This window comes from Arthrobacter antioxidans (assembly GCF_023100725.1).
Classification (GTDB): Bacteria; Actinomycetota; Actinomycetes; order Actinomycetales; family Micrococcaceae; genus Arthrobacter_D; species Arthrobacter_D antioxidans.
In genome coordinates this window covers 3,657,808-3,674,785 of record NZ_CP095501.1, presented here as the reverse complement: position 1 = coordinate 3,674,785, position 16,978 = coordinate 3,657,808, and the positions used below count along the sequence as shown (strand labels likewise).

General features: G+C 70.2%; 19 protein-coding genes. 14 read left to right on the top strand and 5 right to left on the bottom strand.

The window, feature by feature from the left end:
* The first annotated feature begins 27 nt into the window (after positions 1-27).
* The 5 genes from MWM45_RS17105 (at position 28) to MWM45_RS17085 (ending at position 3,853) form a co-directional block, all read left to right on the top strand.
* On the top strand, positions 28-660 hold the full coding sequence (locus MWM45_RS17105) for a TasA family protein (protein ID WP_247827490.1): 633 nt from the start codon (positions 28-30) through the stop codon (positions 658-660).
* A 130-nt stretch (positions 661-790) separates the two neighbouring features.
* Complete coding sequence (locus MWM45_RS17100) at positions 791-1,465, top strand: signal peptidase I (protein WP_247827489.1); 675 nt, start codon at positions 791-793, stop codon at positions 1,463-1,465.
* 79 nt (positions 1,466-1,544) lie between these two features.
* Positions 1,545-1,772, top strand: a complete 228-nt coding sequence (locus MWM45_RS17095) for a helix-turn-helix transcriptional regulator (RefSeq protein WP_043442478.1) — start codon at positions 1,545-1,547, stop codon at positions 1,770-1,772.
* A 41-nt stretch (positions 1,773-1,813) separates the two neighbouring features.
* Entirely contained in the window at positions 1,814-2,314 is a 501-nt protein-coding gene (locus tag MWM45_RS17090; protein ID WP_247827488.1) for a hypothetical protein, read from the top strand.
* A gap of 240 nt (positions 2,315-2,554) precedes the next feature.
* The gene (locus tag MWM45_RS17085) at positions 2,555-3,853 is read left to right on the top strand and encodes a hemolysin family protein (protein WP_247827487.1); all 1,299 of its coding nucleotides are present in this window, start codon (positions 2,555-2,557) and stop codon (positions 3,851-3,853) included.
* Here MWM45_RS17085 and MWM45_RS17080 read toward each other — a convergent pair.
* Entirely contained in the window at positions 3,816-4,100 is a 285-nt protein-coding gene (locus tag MWM45_RS17080) for an ANTAR domain-containing protein (RefSeq protein ID WP_247827486.1), read from the bottom strand. The two genes, MWM45_RS17085 and MWM45_RS17080, sit on opposite strands and share 38 nt — an antisense overlap.
* A 718-nt stretch (positions 4,101-4,818) precedes the next feature.
* Here MWM45_RS17080 and MWM45_RS17075 point away from each other — a divergent pair.
* From MWM45_RS17075 to MWM45_RS17065, 3 genes are read left to right on the top strand one after another with little or no spacing between them, the layout of a single operon-like run.
* Positions 4,819-5,430 (top strand): hypothetical protein, encoded by a 612-nt coding sequence (locus MWM45_RS17075; RefSeq protein WP_247827485.1) that lies wholly within the window; start codon positions 4,819-4,821, stop codon positions 5,428-5,430.
* 46 nt (positions 5,431-5,476) lie between these two features.
* Entirely contained in the window at positions 5,477-5,899 is a 423-nt protein-coding gene (locus MWM45_RS17070; protein ID WP_336296680.1) for a hypothetical protein, read from the top strand.
* 47 nt (positions 5,900-5,946) lie between these two features.
* Entirely contained in the window at positions 5,947-7,503 is a 1,557-nt protein-coding gene (locus MWM45_RS17065; RefSeq protein WP_247827483.1) for an AAA family ATPase, read from the top strand.
* Positions 7,504-7,533: 30 nt separating this feature from the next.
* Here MWM45_RS17065 and MWM45_RS17060 read toward each other — a convergent pair whose 3' ends face one another.
* The gene (locus MWM45_RS17060; protein ID WP_247827482.1) at positions 7,534-8,079 is read right to left on the bottom strand and encodes a CGNR zinc finger domain-containing protein; all 546 of its coding nucleotides are present in this window, start codon (positions 8,077-8,079) and stop codon (positions 7,534-7,536) included.
* An 88-nt stretch (positions 8,080-8,167) separates the two neighbouring features.
* On the opposite strand from MWM45_RS17060, the gene MWM45_RS17055 reads away from it, so the two are divergent.
* The 3 genes from MWM45_RS17055 to MWM45_RS17045 all read left to right on the top strand — a co-directional run bounded on the left by MWM45_RS17055 (position 8,168) and on the right by MWM45_RS17045 (position 11,525).
* The gene (locus MWM45_RS17055) at positions 8,168-9,142 is read left to right on the top strand and encodes an EamA family transporter (protein WP_247827481.1); all 975 of its coding nucleotides are present in this window, start codon (positions 8,168-8,170) and stop codon (positions 9,140-9,142) included.
* 97 nt (positions 9,143-9,239) lie between these two features.
* The gene (locus MWM45_RS17050) at positions 9,240-10,010 is read left to right on the top strand and encodes a VldE C-terminal domain-containing protein (protein WP_247827480.1); all 771 of its coding nucleotides are present in this window, start codon (positions 9,240-9,242) and stop codon (positions 10,008-10,010) included.
* 66 nt (positions 10,011-10,076) lie between these two features.
* Entirely contained in the window at positions 10,077-11,525 is a 1,449-nt protein-coding gene (locus MWM45_RS17045; protein ID WP_247827479.1) for an MFS transporter, read from the top strand.
* Positions 11,526-11,561: 36 nt separating this feature from the next.
* Here MWM45_RS17045 and MWM45_RS17040 read toward each other — a convergent pair whose 3' ends face one another.
* The 3 genes from MWM45_RS17040 to MWM45_RS17030 form a co-directional block, all read right to left on the bottom strand.
* Positions 11,562-13,811 (bottom strand): heavy metal translocating P-type ATPase, encoded by a 2,250-nt coding sequence (locus tag MWM45_RS17040; RefSeq protein ID WP_247827478.1) that lies wholly within the window; start codon positions 13,809-13,811, stop codon positions 11,562-11,564.
* Between the two features lies 1 nt (position 13,812).
* On the bottom strand, positions 13,813-14,037 hold the full coding sequence (locus tag MWM45_RS17035; protein ID WP_247827477.1) for a heavy-metal-associated domain-containing protein: 225 nt from the start codon (positions 14,035-14,037) through the stop codon (positions 13,813-13,815).
* A gap of 61 nt (positions 14,038-14,098) precedes the next feature.
* Positions 14,099-14,425: a metal-sensitive transcriptional regulator gene (locus MWM45_RS17030; protein ID WP_247827476.1), complete on the bottom strand. Its 327-nt coding sequence runs from the start codon at positions 14,423-14,425 to the stop codon at positions 14,099-14,101.
* A gap of 141 nt (positions 14,426-14,566) precedes the next feature.
* Here MWM45_RS17030 and MWM45_RS17025 point away from each other — a divergent pair, with 141 nt between their 5' ends.
* From MWM45_RS17025 to MWM45_RS17015, 3 genes are all read left to right on the top strand, one after another.
* Positions 14,567-15,226, top strand: coding sequence for a DUF305 domain-containing protein (locus tag MWM45_RS17025; protein WP_247827475.1), 660 nt, complete (start codon positions 14,567-14,569; stop codon positions 15,224-15,226).
* Between the two features lie 129 nt (positions 15,227-15,355).
* Complete coding sequence (locus MWM45_RS17020; protein WP_247827474.1) at positions 15,356-16,009, top strand: DUF3105 domain-containing protein; 654 nt, start codon at positions 15,356-15,358, stop codon at positions 16,007-16,009.
* 177 nt (positions 16,010-16,186) lie between these two features.
* Positions 16,187-16,927: an ANTAR domain-containing protein gene (locus tag MWM45_RS17015; protein ID WP_247827473.1), complete on the top strand. Its 741-nt coding sequence runs from the start codon at positions 16,187-16,189 to the stop codon at positions 16,925-16,927.
* Positions 16,928-16,978 lie beyond the last annotated feature (51 nt).

The following is a 16,978-nucleotide window of genomic DNA, read 5'->3' as shown; positions in this document are numbered from 1 at the left end:
GGCAGTTCTCACGAAATGGGTCTCACCATGGCACGCACCGCACGTACTTCCCGCATCACCATGAAGTCCACCTCGGGCAAGGTCCTCGCCTCCGTGGTGCTGCTCGGCGTGGCCGCATCGGTCGCGGGCCTCGGTACCTACGGTTCCTTCACCTCCACGACCTCTGCCAGCGAGACGGTCACCGCCGGCACCGTGGACATCCAGCTCGGTGCTGCCAACCGTCTCACCGTCCCCGCGACCGGCGTCGTCCCCGGTGACTCCATCCAGCGCGTCGCCACCCTCACGAACGCCGGCAACCAGAACTTCGGCGGCGTCACCCTGACCACCACTGCCACGGGCGCTCCCTCGAGACTGACCACGGACGCCGCCAACGGCCTGCAGCTCACCGTCGACGCCTGCAGCATTCCCTGGACCGAGGCCGGCACCGCCCCCGCCAACACCTACACCTGCGGCGGCACCCTCAGCACCGTCCTGGCGACCCGCTCGATCATCGGCCCCGACGTTGCCCTGAACAACCTCGCCTCGATGACCAGCACCAAGGCCGACAACCTCCGTATCACCGCCGCCCTGCCCACCGCCGCGGACAACGCCTTCCAGGGCCTGAGCAGCACTGTCGACTTCGCCTTCACCGCCACCCAGCGCGCCGCCACCAACCGCTGAACCGGCCCCGGAACAACCGCTGGGACAGCCCCGCAGTCACGGACCGTCCGGGTCCCGGCGCCGGGGCCTTCCCCGTACCCCTCCGGGGGTTCCCGCTTCTCCTCCTCCAGTCCGTGAAGGACCCCTCATCATGGCTCTGCTCGATCTGGCACCCCTCCCCGTCATCCCGACTCCAGCCTTCGCCCCCGCTCCGACGGGGGCGGGCCCGGCGAACCCCACCCGGGTTCCGGACGCGGGACGCCGGTTCCCGGCGCGCCGGGTGATGGCCCGCTCGGTGAGTGTCATGGGCACGTTACTGGTGATCGGTGCGATCCTCGCCTTCCTGTTCCTCGCCATCGGGCCTCGCTTCCTGGGCTACCAGACAGCGACGATGCTCACCGGCAGCATGGCGCCGAGCATCGTGCCCGGCGACGTCGTCGTGACGACCCGACAGCCCGTCGCCGACGTGCAGGTCGGCGACGTCATCAGCTACCACATCCCGGTCGAGGATCACAGGGTGGAAACCCACCGGGTGATCGAGGTCACCACCAACGCCGACGGGACGACGGCGGTCCGCACGAAGGGGGACGCCAACGAAGCGGTCGATCCGTGGATCGCGACCCTCGACGGGGACCATGTCTACGAGCAGACGTTCATCATCCCCGGCATCGGGGAGGCGATCCGGGCGCTGCGCACCCCGATCGTCGGCACCGCCCTGGTCTACGGGGCGCCCGCGGTCCTCGTCGTCGGTCTGCTCATCATGATCTGGGGGCGTCCCGCTGCCGAGACGGCCGACGGCATCGACGGCGCCCCGGAGGATCGCTGAGGTCGAGGCAGGAGACCCCGCCACCGCTGCGTGTCAAATACCCTTGACATTATATGTCAACGATCCTTAACATCGACTCATGGTGTCCAAGGAGGCTGATTCGGCGAGTCCGGTGCGGGAGCGCCGGAAGGAGCAGCGGTTGACGCAGGCCGACCTCGCTGAGCTGGTGAGCGTCAGCAGGCAGACGATCATCGCTGTCGAGCAGGGCGACTACGCCCCGTCGGTCTATCTGGCCCTACGGATCGCCCGGGCCCTGGGCGGAACCGTCGAGGAACTCTTCATCAGTGAGGCGGGAGACAGCAGATGACGCACAGACCAACCATGCTGGATCGGGTTGCGGAACGAATCATGGATCTCGACGGCCCGGCCTACGGCGATGAGCGCGAACGGGCCGTCTTCATGGAGGCCAGCTCCTTCGGCCTGACGACCGCGCTCTATGCGGGTCTCGTGAGCGCCTTCGTCGCGTCCGTCTTCGGATTCCTCCTGCTGCCGGTGGTCCTGCTGGTGGTGACGCTCCTGCCGTCGGGAGCAGCTGTCTGGTACGCGAGGCGGCGGGATGTCAATGTGCAGAAGCTCGCCGAGAACGCCGGAGCCCGGTCGACGATGGTGAGCATCGTTGTCTTCGGAGCCATGATGACACTGACCTTCGCGGCCATGACCTACACCGTCTTCGCAGGTCATGCGCTGCTGCCCGCCCCCCGGATCGGGGTGACCCCCGGTGAGGGGTTCCTCGGGGGAATGGCACAGGGAGCCGTCGTCGGGGGCATGATCGGCGGCCTCGCGGCCATCATCGGAGGCGTATTCAGCTTCAGGCGCGCTCGTCGACACCGGGACGGCTCCGACCGCTGACGCCCGGCACCGGGATCACGGCACCAGGCTGCTCCGTGACGGCAGGGACTCCTCCGGAGCGAGTGCCGTCCCGCAGTACCACCGCCCGTCGAGCATCCGTCCTGCGGCCATCGAATCGACCATCCTGCATGTTCTTTCCTACAGTGGAACCATGACCCGCTCCCAGGAGACCTCGTCCGACTGCGATAGACCCGGTGCCCGGCGGAGGCCGGGCCGGCCGGGAGCTCCCGGAGCCGTTCGATGAACGGGGAGCTGCTGTTCAACATCGTGCTGGTCGTGGTGTTCGTGCTGATCGGTGGCGTGTTCGCGGCGACCGAGATGGCGTTGGTGACGCTGCGCGACAGTCAGGTCAATGCGATCGCCCAGCGGGGCAAGCGCGGCGAGAAGGTTGCCGCACTCGCGCGCAATCCCAACAGGTTCCTGTCCGCGGTGCAGATCGGCGTGACGGTCGCCGGGTTCGCCTCGGCCGCGTACGGCGCCGCATCGATCGCGCCGTCCGTCGCGCCGCTGCTGGTGTCGCTCGGGCTGAGCGCGTCGGCCGCACTCACTCTCGCCACGATCCTGCTCACCCTGGTGGTCGCCTACCTGTCGCTCGTCCTCGGCGAGCTGGCACCGAAACGGCTCGCGATCCAACGCAACGCGCAGTTCGCCTACGCGGTGGCGCCGGTGCTGAACGGCTTCGCGCACCTCATGCGGCCGGTGATCTGGCTGCTGTCCGTCTCGACGAACGTGGTGGTGCGGCTCCTCGGTGGTGACCCGAACCGGACGAGCGAGGGCCTGTCCGAGGAGGAGCTCCGCGACATCGTGACCACCCACGAGGGGTTGCCGGAGGACGAGCGCCGCATCCTGGACGACGTGCTCTCACTCCGGGATCGACAGATCAGTGAGGTGATGCGTCCCCGGCCGGAGGTCGTCGCGGTCAACAGCGCCGACTCCGTGGGCGAGGCGATCACACGCATCGAGGAGCTGCCGTTCTCCCGCTACCCGGTCGTGGATCAGTCGATGGACGACATCACCGGCTTCGTGCATGTCCGCGACCTGTACGACGCCGCGTCGCAGGACCCGGACGCACCACTGGCCCGGGTCATCCGCCCGATCCTGTACCTGCCCGCGACCGCCCGGGTCCTGCCGACGCTCACGAAGCTTCGTGCACGGAACACCCACATCGCGGTCGTGATCGACGAGTACGGCGGCACCGACGGGATCGTCACCCTGGAGGACCTCGTCGAGGAAGTCGTCGGTGAGATCTTCGACGAGTACGACACCGACGCTGCTCCCCTGAAGCTGGTGGAAGGCGGAGGCGTCGTCGACGGTCGGCTCAATCTGCAGGACTTCGCCGAGGCCACCGGGATCGAGCTGCCTCGCGGGACGTGGGACACGGTCGCCGGCTTCGTCCTCGACCGGCTCGGTCGGCTTGCGGTACAGGGGGACACCGTCGACGTCGGCGGTGTCACGCTCCAGGTCACGGGCATCGACCGACGGCGCATCGCGGAACTCCTCGTCATACCGCCGGAGACCCCACCGTCCCACGACGACTGAGTGGCGATCGGCCGATGTTCAGCGGCCGTCGGGGTCCGGCCGTGATGGGCGGATCACAGGCCCTGAAGAGCTCCTGCAGCGCCCGGTCGGGGGCCAGGTCATGATCGTGTCGATGCTCCCGGTGGGTGAGTGTCACGGCCCGGTCGATGATCTCCTGGGCGATGACGACCACCTTGCGGTTCGCCCGCTGGCTGTGGGAGTTGAGTCGGGCGAACGCGTCCGTGGCGTCGAGGCCGGCACGGCCCATGAGGATGCCTTTGGCCTGCTCGATGACGGCCCCCCGCTGGTGGTGACCTTCGTCCAGAAGGCCCGGACGGAGTCCCGGTCCGCGGGATCGACGTGGGACAGTCCGAGTTCCAGGGTGGGCACGATATCGCCGCGTTCGTAGCCGTGGATCCGGTACAGCTCGTCCGACCAGAGGAAGACGCCGTCGGCGAAGTAGTGCTCGACGGTGCCGGTCGGGCAGTCGATGAAGTACTCGATACTGGACACGGCCCCGGACAGGGGCACGGAAGGTTCAGCGGTGGGGGTCATGGAGAGCCGTTCGGCGCGCTCTGGTTCGGAGCAGAGTAGCAAGATGCCACATCGTCGACGACCTCACTGGTCCGCGGTACCCGCCCTCACGAGGCCGGCGGATTGCCGATGTCCCTCCGGAGGCCGGCTGCTTGACCACCGGAGGGACTCCCACGTTCGTGCACGAGGCTCGTCGGTGTATTCCGGCTGAGTCCGCGGACTCAGCCGGGACATCTTCAGGGGTAATTTCAGTATGGCCCCGTGATGAGCGGCATTGCCCCGTAGGCCCGTCCGGATCAGCTGTGTTCATTCCTCGGCGCAGCTGGTATGGATCCTCGTACGAGCCTGCGCGGGGTCCTGGCGCCTCGCGTCGGCCTGGGGCCGGCGTCGTGCCGGACTAAACTGGACACGCCGGAGACCGCCCGGCCCCGCATTCTTCAGAGAGGCCCTTGATGGCTGCTGCATCGCCTGCCCAGGGCGCCAGGCCCGTCCTCGCCGAGTTCACGGTGTGGAAGCCGTTCCTGGTCCGTGCCGTCGTCAGCGGCGTGTTCGGCCTTCTGACGATCTTCTGGCGTGAACCCTCCACGCTCGTGATGTCCATCGTCGGCGGACTGTACTTCCTGCTGGTCGGTGCCGCGTACCTCTGGACGCACCGCATGACGCACTGGGGTGCCGGCCCGAGGGTGCTCACGGATATCGGCGGTGGCCTGCTGCTCGGCGCGGGTGCGGCCGTCCTCGTTCTCCGGACCGAGGCCGGCTTCGCGTTCGCCGGAGCCGCGGCGCTCGTCGTCGCGGGAGCCGCCGAGCTGGTCCGCGGTCTTGCCGCGCGCGGGCATGCCGCGGCGCGGGACCTCGTCGTCGTCGGCGTCGTCGGCATCGCCACGGGCGCCATCCTGCCGCTCGTCGAGCCGCTCGGCGCGCATGCCCTGCTGGGGGTCGCGGGCGGCGGCGCGCTGCTCACCGCCGTCATGCTCGGTATCGCCGGCCTGAGCTACCGGCACGATTCAGCGCTCAGCGCACCCCCGGGGTCCGGCTCGCAGGGCTCGGCGGACCCCGTAAACTAGAGGCTCTACGCTTCGTAGAAGATTTGCATCACCGGAAGGAGTGCCCGTGGCCAAGCGCCAGCCGGGGAAACCCACCCAGGGACGGTTCCGCCACGGCATCAAGGCGCCCCTCGTCTTCTCGGCGGTCCTGGCCGTGGTGGCCGGGGTCGCGACGTCGATCTTCGCCACGGGCGGCGGCACCAGGGAGCTGCGCATGGATCTGGGCCTGACCGCGGCGGGGATCGCCTTCATCGTCTCCCTCGTGATCTGCGCGATGCTCATGATGGCGGAGACGCCGAACGCCGAGCACCTCAGCAAGGGCTCCGGCGTGAACCGGTCCTCCGCGAAGCCGGACCCGAAGGGCCCGGCCGCGCAGGGTCGGGCCGCCCAGGGTCCGGCGGGGCAGGCTCCGTCCGCGCCGTCGTCGACTGCTCCCGAGCACGACGGCGAGCCCCGCTACGGGGAGCGCCTGCCGAAGCAGGATTCCTGACGGCTACGCCTCGGGTGCCTGCTTGACGGCGCTGTTAGCCTGCCCCCATGGGCGACGAGTTGCGGGCATTCATCAGGGACTTCGGCACGATGGTGCGCCTTGCGCAGGAGGCGCAGCCGCACCACGCCCGCGGTAGGGAACTCGTCGAGACCCTTGCAGCGCACCTCGGGGCGGACCCGGGAGGCCTCCCGGTGGTGGTCGAGGACGTCCCGGCCCACCGCTTCGTGGACGCCGACATCATCCTCGCGTCGCTGGCCCGGACCGGGCGGTGCGTGGGGGTCGGCGGCGGCGACCAGCGGCACCACATGTCCCTCGGCGACATGATCCAGCAGTCGGAGCTGTACCCCAACTTCCCGCTCTCGCAGCCGGACTACGCGAACCTGCCCGTCGGCCCGGACGAGCAGCGGCAGGCGATCGCGCTCGGCCTCCACCTCTTCCACCGCGACGGCGTGCCCGTCGCCCTGCTGCAGCGCAGGGCCGAGCCGCGCTACGGGCGGCAGGCCGCGTCGCTGGAGGTGTTGTGCGCGGATGCCGCCGTCGTCGCCGGTCTCCTGGCGGAGTTCCGACGGCGGATGCAGCGCGAGAGCGTGATGAAGGGACAGGTCCTATCGCTGACCACCGAGGACTTCGGACCGAGCGCCGCGGGCGTCACCTTCAATGACCGGCCCACCCTGCAGGCCGCCGACGTCATCCTTCCGGACGGCCTGCTGGAGCGCGTCAGCGAGCACGCACTGGGCATCGCATCCCACCGGGAGGCGCTCGTCGCGGCCGGCCAGCACCTCAAGCGCGGCATCCTGCTGTACGGCCCGCCGGGCACCGGCAAGACCCACACGGTCCGGTACCTGCTGAGTGCGGGTGAGGGGACCACGGCGATCATCCTGTCCGGTGGCACCCTCGCCCACATCGCGGAGGCGGCACGGATGGCCCGCGCCCTGCAGCCGTCGATCGTCGTCCTCGAGGACTGCGACCTCATCGCCGAGGACCGCAGCTTCGGCCACGGGCCGCAGCCCCTGCTGTTCGAGGTGCTCGATGCGATGGACGGGCTCGACGACGACGCCGATGTCACGTTCGTCCTGACCACCAACCGCGTGGACATGCTGGAGCGGGCACTCGCGCAGCGTCCCGGGCGCGTGGACCTGGCCGTCGAGGTGCCCCTGCCTGCCGAGCACGAGCGCGCCGAACTGCTGCGGCTCTACGCGCGGGACCTGCCCTTCGGTGCGGAGGCCATCGGGTCCGCCGCGGGCAGCACCGCCGGCACCACGGCGTCCTTCACACGGGAACTGGTGCGCCGGGCGGTCCTCGCCGCCGCGCTGCAGGATGCCCCCGTGGCGGACGCGCACCTGCTGGCCGCCGTGGACGAGCTGATGGCCGACGACGCATCCCTGACCCGGAGCCTGCTCGGCAGCAGCGGCCTCGAGCCGGCGGCCGGAGTCCCGGAGTCACGCGCGGCGTCGTTCGGGTGGGCCCCCGGGGCGGTGACGTACTCCGGCACCTACTCACCCCTGCCCGGCCCGGGCCCCGGCTTCGCCGACGGCGGCTACTCGGAGGACGGGTTCCCTGCTGACGGCGTGGAGGACATCGGCGGCGTCGAGGGCCGGGCGTGACCGCTGGGAGGTGACGTGCAGAGGCGTCGGTCAGGCGCTTCCGGCTTTCCGGGCGCGGTACGCCTTCACGTGCGTCCGGTTGGCGCAGTTGCCGGTATCGCAGAAACGCTTCGAGCGGTTGCGGGTCAGGTCGAGCACCACGCCGTCGCAGTCCTCCGCCGCACAGGAGCGCAGGCGGTCCAGCTCGTGTCCGCGGATGACGTCGGCGAGGGCCATGGCCGCCTCCGTCGCCATCCGTTCCTCGAGCGGCGCCTCGGGCGCGGTGGCGTGGAAGTGCCAGTCCCACTCGTCGTGGCGGACCAGTTGGGGGAGCGCACTGGCCCGGCGGAGGATGGCATTGACGAGCCCGACGGCGTCGTCCTCCTCCGCGAACCAGATGACCTCGAGGTCGGCGCGCAACGCGCGCACGGACCGCACCTCGGCAGCGGTGTGGGTGCGGGAGCCGCTGAACCGCTGCTCCTCGAGGAACCGGTCGAGACCCTCGGGCGTCGCCAGGGGGTCGAGGTCGTCCTTCGCGGTGTTGATCAGCGCTGCCACGGTCGAGAGTGCCACCTCCGTGTCATAGGTGAAAGACATGTTGACTCCTGACATTGCGCCGGTCTAGTGTCACGACCATAACCACTTGTCACCCCTGACACCAAGCATCGAACCGAAGGGAGGGGTCGTGTCCCTGCGCCCCGCCGCCGGCCTCTGGATAGCGCTCGTCTCCGCCGCGACGTTCGGCGTCTCCGGCCCGTTCGCGAAGTCCCTGCTCGAGATCGGCTGGAGCCCCGGGGCCGCCGTCGGGCTGCGCATCGGGGGTGCCGCAGTCGTGCTGCTCGTCCCCGCGTTGATCGCGCTGCGCGGGCGCTGGTCCACCCTGCGCGGCAATGCGCTGACGATCGCGATCTATGGGACGACGGCGATCGCGCTCTGCCAGCTCTTCTACTTCAACGCGGTGCAGCGCATGTCCGTGGGGGTGTCACTGCTGCTCGAGTACCTGGCGCCCGTGCTGCTCGTGGGATTCCTCTGGCTGCGCTCGCGCACGGCCCCGCACGCGTTGACGATCATCGGGTCCGTGACGGCGATCCTCGGGCTCCTGCTGGTCCTCGACCTGGCGGGTGACGCCCGGCTGGATCCCGTGGGCGTGCTGTTCGGGCTCGCCGCCGCCGTCTGCCTCGTGGTGTTCTTCCTGATGTCCGCGCGGGTGGACGAGAGCCTGCCGCCGATCGTCATGGCCGGCGGGGGCATGGTGGTGGCGGCGGGCACCATCCTGGTCCTCGGCCTGACGAACATCATGCCGTTCCGCTTCGTGTTCTCGGACGTCCGGCTGGCCGGAGGCACCTACAGCTGGATCGTCCCGGTGGCCGTCCTCGTCCTCGTCGCGACGGTCGCCGCCTACGTGACGGGCATCCTCGCCGCACAGCGCCTCGGCTCGAAGGTGGCGAGCTTCGTGGCCCTCACCGAGGTGATGTTCGCGGTGCTCGCGGCCTGGCTGATCCTCGGCGAGCTGCCCGGTCCCGTGCAGCTGCTCGGCGGTCTGCTGATCGTGGCCGGCGTCGTCTGCGTCAGGGTGGACGAACTGCGGTCGGCGCCCGACGGCGGCCTCGAGGCCGTACTGGACCAGCCCAGTTCCGTGGAGCCGATCCCGCGCCCGTGAGGGCGGGTCGGGAACTCCCACCCCGCCTCCATCGGTTGAACCTTGAGCAGCGCCGTCCTGTCCGGCGCCCCGCCACCCCATCGGAGGACACCGCACCGTGAGCAGCGCCACCGGGCACGACCGAGGACGCCGAAGCCGGCCGCGTCGCCTGTTCCTCGGTCTCCTCGTGATCAGCGTGCTCGCGTCCGCGCTGGTGCTCCTGGGACCCGGTCTGCTGAGCGGGCTGCGGGCCGTGGGCGGACCGGTGCTCGGGGGGCAGGAGTGCACGGTGACCACGGCGGAGGGCGAGGTCGGGCTCACCCGGAGCGAGGCGCAGCAGGCGACGACGGCGGTGGCGCTCACGGCCCGAGGGGTGCCGGCTCCGGACACCACGGGGATCGACGAGGTGGTCCTGCAGCGACTCGCGGAGGGACCGGCCGAGGATGCCGGACCCGTCCTGGCCTGCCGTGGCTCGGTGGCCGAGGACCTCCCGGTCCAGGAGCTGACGGCCACCGGCCTGACGCCGCGTGCCCAGCAGGTCCGCGAGGCCATGGCCGAGGTGTTCGGCGACCAGAGCCTGGGCGGGTTCGTCCCGGGCGGGGTGGGGCAGGGTCACGGCGCGGAATCCACGCACTACGACGGCCGGGCCGTCGACGTCTTCTTCCGCCCCGTGACCGAGGAGAACCGGCGCGCCGGGTGGCTGGTGGCCCACTGGCTCGTCGCGCACGCCGAGGACCTCGACATCCAGTACGTCATCTTCGACGACCGCTTTTGGAGCGCCCACAGTTCCCGGGCGCAGTGGGGCGATTACGACGCGCCCGAGCCGGCCAATGAGATCCTGCGCCACCTCGACCACGTGCACGTCGACGTGCACCGCGGAGGCACCTGACCGGGCAGGTGAGGCGTGCTGCCCGCGCCCTTCAGGCGGGCGCCGACCGCCAGTACACTGGTGGGCATGACCGGGCAGGATCAGGCCCCGACGGGGGCCGCTACGGTTCCCCAGAGCGGTGCGGGCCCCTCCGGGGACACGGACGGCCACTCGCTGCGGGCCTCGCCCCTCCGCAGTCCGGCGGAGCGGAACCGGACCTTCCTCGGCATCCTGGTCAACACCGGGCTCGCGAACATCACCACCAGCTACCTCTGGTTCGCCCTGACGTTCTGGGCCTACCTGCAGACGCGCAACGTGATCGCCACCGGTGTGATCGGGGGCGCGTACATGCTGCTGATCGCCCTCTCCAGCATCAGCTTCGGCACCTTCGTCGACCGCTACCGCAAGCTCTCCGTCATGCGCTACGCGGCCGGCTTCACGCTCGTGATGTTCGTGCTGGCCGGCGTCATGTTCCTGGTGACGCCCGCGGCCCGTCTCCTCGACCTGGGACAGCCGTGGTTCTGGATCTTCACCCTCATCATCCTGATCGGGGCCGTCGTGGAGAACATGCGCAACATCGCGCTGTCCACGACCGTGACCATCCTCATCGAACCGGACCGGAGGGCCAATGCCAACGGGCTGGTCGGCATGGTGCAGGGGCTGATGTTCATCATCACGTCGGTGCTCTCCGGGCTGTCGATCGGGCTCATCGGCATGGGCTGGACGATCGTCGTGGCCCTGGTGCTGACGGCGCTCGCCTTCGCGCACCTGCTGACGCTCCGCATGCCCGAGGAGGTGCGCGCAGCGGCCACGGATGCGCAGGGCGGGTTCGACCTGCGCGGCTCCGTCGCCGCGGTCCTCGCGATCTCCGGGCTGTTCGCGCTCATCCTGTTCTCCACGTTCAACAACTTCGTGGGCGGCGTCTACATGGCGCTGATGGACCCCTACGGCCTCGAACTGTTCTCCGTGGAGCTGTGGGGCACCTACTTCGCCCTCGGAGCCACCGGGTTCATCGTGGGCGGCGCCCTGATCGGCAAGTTCGGCCTCGGAGCCAACCCCCTGCGCACCATGCTCATCGCGGTGATCGTGATGGGGGTCGTCGGGGCGGTGTTCACACTCCGGGAATGGGGGTGGCTGTACGTCCTCGGCATCTGGCTCTACCTGGTCCTGGTGCCGTTCGTCGAGGCCGCCGAGCAGACCGTCATCCAGCGGGTGGTCCCCCTGCCCCGGCAGGGGCGCGTGTTCGGCTTCGCCATGGCGTTCGAGTCCGCGGCAGCACCGATCACCGCGTTCCTCATCGCGCCGATCGCCCAGTTCTGGATCATCCCGTTCGCGCGCTCGGCGGAGGGCGCCGCCCAGCTGGCCCCGCTGCTGGGGGAGGGCACCTCCCGCGGCATCGCTCTCGTGTTCCTGGTGGCCGGCATGGTCATCATCGCCGCCGCGCTCCTGGCGTTCCTCACGCCGGTCTACCGTCGGGTGTCGGCCTCCTACGCCCGCGCCGCCGCGGAGGAAGCCCCCGCGGCCGAAGCGCCATGACCGGTAGTCCCGCCGAGCCGCGGCCGCCCGGGGAGGCTACCGCCCGAAGCGCCGCAGCCGCAGCGAGTTTGCGACGACGAGCACGGAACTCGCGGCCATCGCCGCCCCCGCCAGCATCGGGTTGAGCAGGCCGAGCGCGGCGACGGGGATGCCGACGGCGTTGTAGAAGAACGCCCAGAACAGGTTCCCCTTGATGGTGCGGAGCGTGCGGCGGGACAGCTCGATGGCCTGTGCCACCTGCTCCAGGCTGTTCCCCATCACCGTGAGGTCCGCCGCCTCGATCGCGACGTCCGTGCCCGAGCCCATGGCGATGCCGAGGTCCGCCTGCGCGAGCGCTGCGGCGTCGTTGACGCCGTCGCCCGCCATGGCGACGGTCGCCCCGCCGGCCTGCAGTTCCCGGATGGCGTCCGCCTTGCCCGCGGGCGTGACCCCGGCGCGCACGTCGGCGGCGTCGATCCCGACGACGGCGGCCACCTGCAGGGCGACGGCCCGGTTGTCGCCGGTGAGCAGGACGGGCCGCAGCCCGAGGTGCCTCAGCCGCCCGATCGCGGCCGCCGAGCCGTCCTTGACGGTGTCGGAGAGCGTGATGAGGCCCGCGACGTCGTCACCGATCGCCACCCAGATGGCCGTCCGCCCGGCGCCCTCCGCGGCCGTGAACGTGGCCACCTGTCCGTCGGTCGGCCGTATCCCGTGGCCCTCCAGCCAGCCGGCCCGCCCCACGGTGACGACGACGCCGTCGACCTCCCCGCGCACGCCGCCCCCGGGTGCGCTGGAGAAGGCCCGCGCCTCGGGCAGCCGGCCGCCGGCGGCGGCGTGGCGCGCGATGGCCTGCGCGATGGGGTGCTCGCTCGCGGACTCCACGGCTCCGGCGAGGCGCAGCAGGTCCGGTGCCGGAACAGCGGCGAGCACGACGACGTCGTCCACGGCCATGGTGCCCGTGGTGACGGTGCCGGTCTTGTCCAGCACGATGGTGTCCACGGTGCGGGTGTCCTCGAGGACCTGGGGGCCGCGGATGAGGATGCCCAGCTGGGCACCGCGGCCGGTGCCGGTCAGGAGTGCGGTGGGCGTGGCGAGGCCGAGGGCGCACGGGCAGGCGATCACCAGCACGGTCACGGACGCCGTGAAGGCCGCGTCGAGGTCGCCGGTCAGCACCAGCCACAGCACGAACGTGAGGACCGCGAGCACGAGGACCACGGGGACGAACACCGCGCTGATGCGGTCGGCGAGCCGCGCGATGCGCGCCTTCCCGCTCTGTGCCTGGCTGACGAGGCGGCCCATCTGGGACAGCACGGTATCGGAGCCCACGCGGGTCGCCCGCACCACGAGCCGGCCGGACGTGTTGATGGTGGCGCCCGTCACGGTGTCGCCGGGGCCCACCTCGACGGGGATGCTCTCGCCCGTGAGCAGGGCGGTGTCCACGGCGCTGTGCCCCTCGGTGACCGTGCCGTCCGTCGCGATCTTCTCGCCCGGGCGGACCACGAACGAGTCCCCGGGGATCAAGGCATCGGCGGGCAGCGTGACCTCGGTGCGCTCGCCGTCGACGGTGCGCAGCACACGGGCCTCCTTCGCGCCGAGGCTCAGGAGGGATTTCAGGGCGTCGCCCGCGCGCTGTTTCGCGGACGCCTCGAGGAAGCGGCCCAGCAGGAGGAAGGTGACGACGACGGCCGCCACCTCGAAGTAGAGGGAGTGTTCCGTCATGTCCATGTCGGCCATGCCCGCGTGCTGCGTCAGGGCGGGATCGGCGAGGAGCTGCCCGGCCGAGAACAGGAACGCGGCAGTGACGCCGATGGAGACGAGCGTGTCCATGGTGGAGGACAGGTGGCGCGCATTGATGGCCGCCGCACGGTGGAACGGCCACGCGGACCACGTCACCACCGGCAGGGACAACGCGAGGACCACCCAGCCCCAGTTCGCGAACTGGAGGCCGGGCACCATCGAGATCAGCAGCACCGGCACGGACAGGACGGCGGCGAGGATCAGGCGTGCCCTGAGGAGCGAGGGCGTGTGGTCGTGCCCGCCGTCCTCCGGGTGCTCGGGGTGCATCACGTGGGCGCCGTAGCCGGTGGCCACCACGGTGTCGATCAGGTCCTGGTCGCTGACGGTGGCCGGCACCCGGACGACGGCGCTCTCCAGCGGCAGGTTGACGCTCGCCTCGACGCCGTCGAGCTTGCCGAGCTTCCGCTCGACCCGCCCCACACAGGACGCGCAGGTCATGCCCTGGATCGAGAGTTCGACGACGCGGTGCTCCTGCCCGGCCCTCTGCGCCGGGACCTGCTGGGTGGCCATGTCAGGAACCGGCGGGCACCACGGTGTAGCCGGCCTCGGCGACGGCGACGTCGATCGAGGCGGCGTCCAGCGGTGTGGAGGAGGAGATGGTGGCGGTGGAGGTGCCGCCGTTCACGAGTTCGACGTCGACGGCCTCGACGCCGGGAAGCTCCGACAGTTCGGTCTTCACCGCGCTGACGCAGTGGCCGCAGGTCATGCCGGTGATGTTGATGGTGGTGGTGCTCATGGTGTTCTCCTCGGTGGGTGGATCAGTAGGTGGGGTAGGTGCCGGCGGGCGGTGTCTGCTGCTAGCGCAGGAGGCGGCCGATCGCCGCGGTGGCTTCCTGGACCTTCTCCTGCACGGCGTCGCTGTTGCCGGAGACCTGGGAGTCCTGGGCGGCGCCGACGACGCAGTGCGCGATGTGCTCCTCGAGCAACCCCATCGAGACGGCGTGGAGTGCCTTGTTGACGGCCGCGACCTGCGTGAGGATGTCGATGCAGTACTTGTCCTCCTCGACCATCCGCGCGATGCCGCGGACCTGGCCTTCGATGCGCCGCAACCGTTTGAGGTAGGCGTCCTTCTCGGCCGTATAGCCGTGCTCCGCGGTGGTCTCCGCATTCGTCCCGGTGGTCATGAATTGGCTCCTCGCATACGGTCCACGATACCCTTGGGGGGTATAACAGGCCAAGTCCTGCCGTTATTCCCCCCGTGGAGGGAACATCCAGCAGGATGCCGTACGTTGGCTAACCGGCACACTCTCGACCCAAGGACGTCCATGACCCTCTCGCTGTCCGGCTGGCAGAAGCGAGTCCTCGTGATCCTCGCCGCGATCGCCGTCGTCGCGCTGTTCGCTCTCGCCTTCACCGCCGGCCGCGTCTCCGCGGGGCCCTCCTACCCCGACGCCGACAGTGCCGATGCCGGGTTCGCCCGTGACATGCAGGTGCATCACAACCAGGCGGTGGAGATGTCCATGATCGTGCGCGACAACGTGGAGGACGAGACCCTTCGTGCCGTCGCCTACGACATCGCACTCACCCAGCAGCAGCAGGCGGGTCAGATGTACGCCTGGCTCGAGGAGTGGGGGCTGCCGCAGAGCGACGCGCAGCCACGCATGGAGTGGATGGCGGGCTCGGGGGACCACGGCGGGATGGACATGGGCTCGGGAACCGATGCCGGGTCCATGCTCATGCCTGACGGGCTCATGCCCGGCATGGCGACCGGAGCCCAGCTCGACGAGCTGCGTGCCGCGCGCGGCGAGGACGCCGAGCGACTGTATCTGACGCTCATGATCAACCACCACGAGGCGGGCGTGGACATGGCCGCGGCCGGCGCCGAGCTCGCGGAGACGGAGCAGGTCCGTACGCTGTCCACGAAGATCCAGTCGGGCCAGCAGGCCGAGATCACCCTCATGCAGACCATGCTCGACGCCCTGTAGCGCCGCCCCGTCCCGCCGCCGCGCCGCCGGGCGGTTCAGGGACAGGCGGCCCTCGCCGGTACATTTGGTTCCGGCGCTAACCGAACCGCGGCGACCGCCGCAGCCACCCCAGCACCGAAGGACACCTCGTTGAACAAGAAACGGTCTCAGGAGAACCAGGACCGCCAAGCGCGCCTGGCCGCCATCCAAGCCCAGCAGCGGGCCGGTGAACGCAAGCGCAACGCCCTCATCTTCGGCGGGATCGGCGCCGTCATCCTGGCCATCATCATCGCGGTGACCATCGTCATCGTGAACCAGGTGCAGGACAACAGGGAGCGCGACGCCCAGGCCTCCCAGCCCATCGAAGGCGTCCAGGAATACCCCGACGTCACGTTCGAGCACGTGGACGGTCCCGTGGAGTACGAGCAGGCGCCGCCCGTCGGCGGGGACCACGATCCCATCTGGACCAACTGCGGTGTGTACACCGAGCCCCTCCCGAACGAGAACTCCGTGCACTCGCTGGAGCACGGCGCCGTCTGGATCGCGTACAACCCGGACATCGGCCAGGCGGCGATCGACACCCTGACCGAACTCGTGGGTACGCGCTCCTACGTGCTGCTCAGCCCGTACCCCGGCCTGGAGTCGCCTGTGGCCGCCAGCGCCTGGGGCATCCAGCTCGAGGTCGACTCCGCCGACGATCCACGCCTCGCCACCTTCCTCACCAAGTACATCCAGGGTGAGCAGACCCGCGAGCCGGGCGCTGCCTGCTCCGGTGGCATCACGCCGCCGGGCCTCGCCTCCTAGGCACTTCCCACCGACGACGGCGCGGCAGGACCCACCACGGTCCTGCCGCGCCGTCGTCGTCCAGCCCCGCCGTGGCACCGTCACCGGAGCCTTCGGTGTCTCCCGCATGCACAGTTCGGTAACGTAGCCAGTCAGGCCCGCGCACCGGCGGCCCCGGATGATCGGAAGGTACCCGTTGTGACCGACGAGCAGATCCTCGGAGAACTGTCCCTGCCAGGGATGCTGCAGGACCTGGTTTTGGACAGCTCGGACATCAACGAGTTCCTCGACGGACTCGCCAGGCTCGCCGCGGACACCCTCTCGACCCCGGACCGGGACGTGATGGCCGGTGTCACCCTCCTGCGGCGCCGGTCCATCGGGACGGTGGCCAGCAGCAGCGAGCAGGCGAAGCTCATGGACGAGGTCCAGTACGCGTTCGACGACGGACCGTGCATCCGGGCCGCCCGGGACGGGCAGGTCTACCACGTGGACGATTTCCTCGAGGAGAAGCGCTTCGGCGCCTACACGGCGGCCATCGTGGAGCACGGGATGCGCTCCGCCGTCGGCGTGCCGATCCCGCTCGACGGCCTCGCGGCCGCCGGGCTGAACCTGTACTCGCCGCAGCCCCACGCGTTCGACGACGAGTCCATCGCCGAAGCCGTGCAACTCGCCACCGAGGCCTCGAAGTTCCTCCGCCTGGCGGTCCGGGTGGCCCACCTCACCGACACGGGCGAGCACCTGCGGGCCGCGATGAACTCGCGGACCACGATCGACGTGGCGGCGGGCATCATCATGGGCCAGAACCGGTGCAGCCATGACGCGGCCATCACCATCCTCAAGGCCGCGTCCAGCGGACGGAACATGAAGCTGGCGGACGTCGCCGCCGCCGTGGTCACCTCGATCGGACAGCAGCTGCCCGAGACGCACTTCGTCTCCTGATCCGTCCGGCACCGGTGCGTCCCGGAGCACCACCCGCATCACCGACCCGTC

Excerpts from the sequence above, each read along its gene's own strand:
- MWM45_RS17105 (WP_247827490.1), top strand. The coding sequence starts at position 28 with ATGGCACGCACCGCACGTACTTCCCGCATCACCATGAAGTCCACCTCG.
- MWM45_RS17100 (WP_247827489.1), top strand. The coding sequence starts at position 791 with ATGGCTCTGCTCGATCTGGCACCCCTCCCCGTCATCCCGACTCCAGCC.
- MWM45_RS17095 (WP_043442478.1), top strand. The coding sequence starts at position 1,545 with ATGGTGTCCAAGGAGGCTGATTCGGCGAGTCCGGTGCGGGAGCGCCGG.
- MWM45_RS17090 (WP_247827488.1), top strand. The coding sequence starts at position 1,814 with ATGGATCTCGACGGCCCGGCCTACGGCGATGAGCGCGAACGGGCCGTC.
- MWM45_RS17085 (WP_247827487.1), top strand. The coding sequence starts at position 2,555 with ATGAACGGGGAGCTGCTGTTCAACATCGTGCTGGTCGTGGTGTTCGTG.
- MWM45_RS17080 (WP_247827486.1), bottom strand. The coding sequence starts at position 4,100 with ATGGGCCGTGCCGGCCTCGACGCCACGGACGCGTTCGCCCGACTCAAC.
- MWM45_RS17075 (WP_247827485.1), top strand. The coding sequence starts at position 4,819 with ATGGCTGCTGCATCGCCTGCCCAGGGCGCCAGGCCCGTCCTCGCCGAG.
- MWM45_RS17065 (WP_247827483.1), top strand. The coding sequence starts at position 5,947 with ATGGGCGACGAGTTGCGGGCATTCATCAGGGACTTCGGCACGATGGTG.
- MWM45_RS17060 (WP_247827482.1), bottom strand. The coding sequence starts at position 8,079 with ATGTCTTTCACCTATGACACGGAGGTGGCACTCTCGACCGTGGCAGCG.
- MWM45_RS17045 (WP_247827479.1), top strand. The coding sequence starts at position 10,077 with ATGACCGGGCAGGATCAGGCCCCGACGGGGGCCGCTACGGTTCCCCAG.
- MWM45_RS17040 (WP_247827478.1), bottom strand. The coding sequence starts at position 13,811 with ATGGCCACCCAGCAGGTCCCGGCGCAGAGGGCCGGGCAGGAGCACCGC.
- MWM45_RS17035 (WP_247827477.1), bottom strand. The coding sequence starts at position 14,037 with ATGAGCACCACCACCATCAACATCACCGGCATGACCTGCGGCCACTGC.
- MWM45_RS17030 (WP_247827476.1), bottom strand. The coding sequence starts at position 14,425 with ATGACCACCGGGACGAATGCGGAGACCACCGCGGAGCACGGCTATACG.
- MWM45_RS17025 (WP_247827475.1), top strand. The coding sequence starts at position 14,567 with ATGACCCTCTCGCTGTCCGGCTGGCAGAAGCGAGTCCTCGTGATCCTC.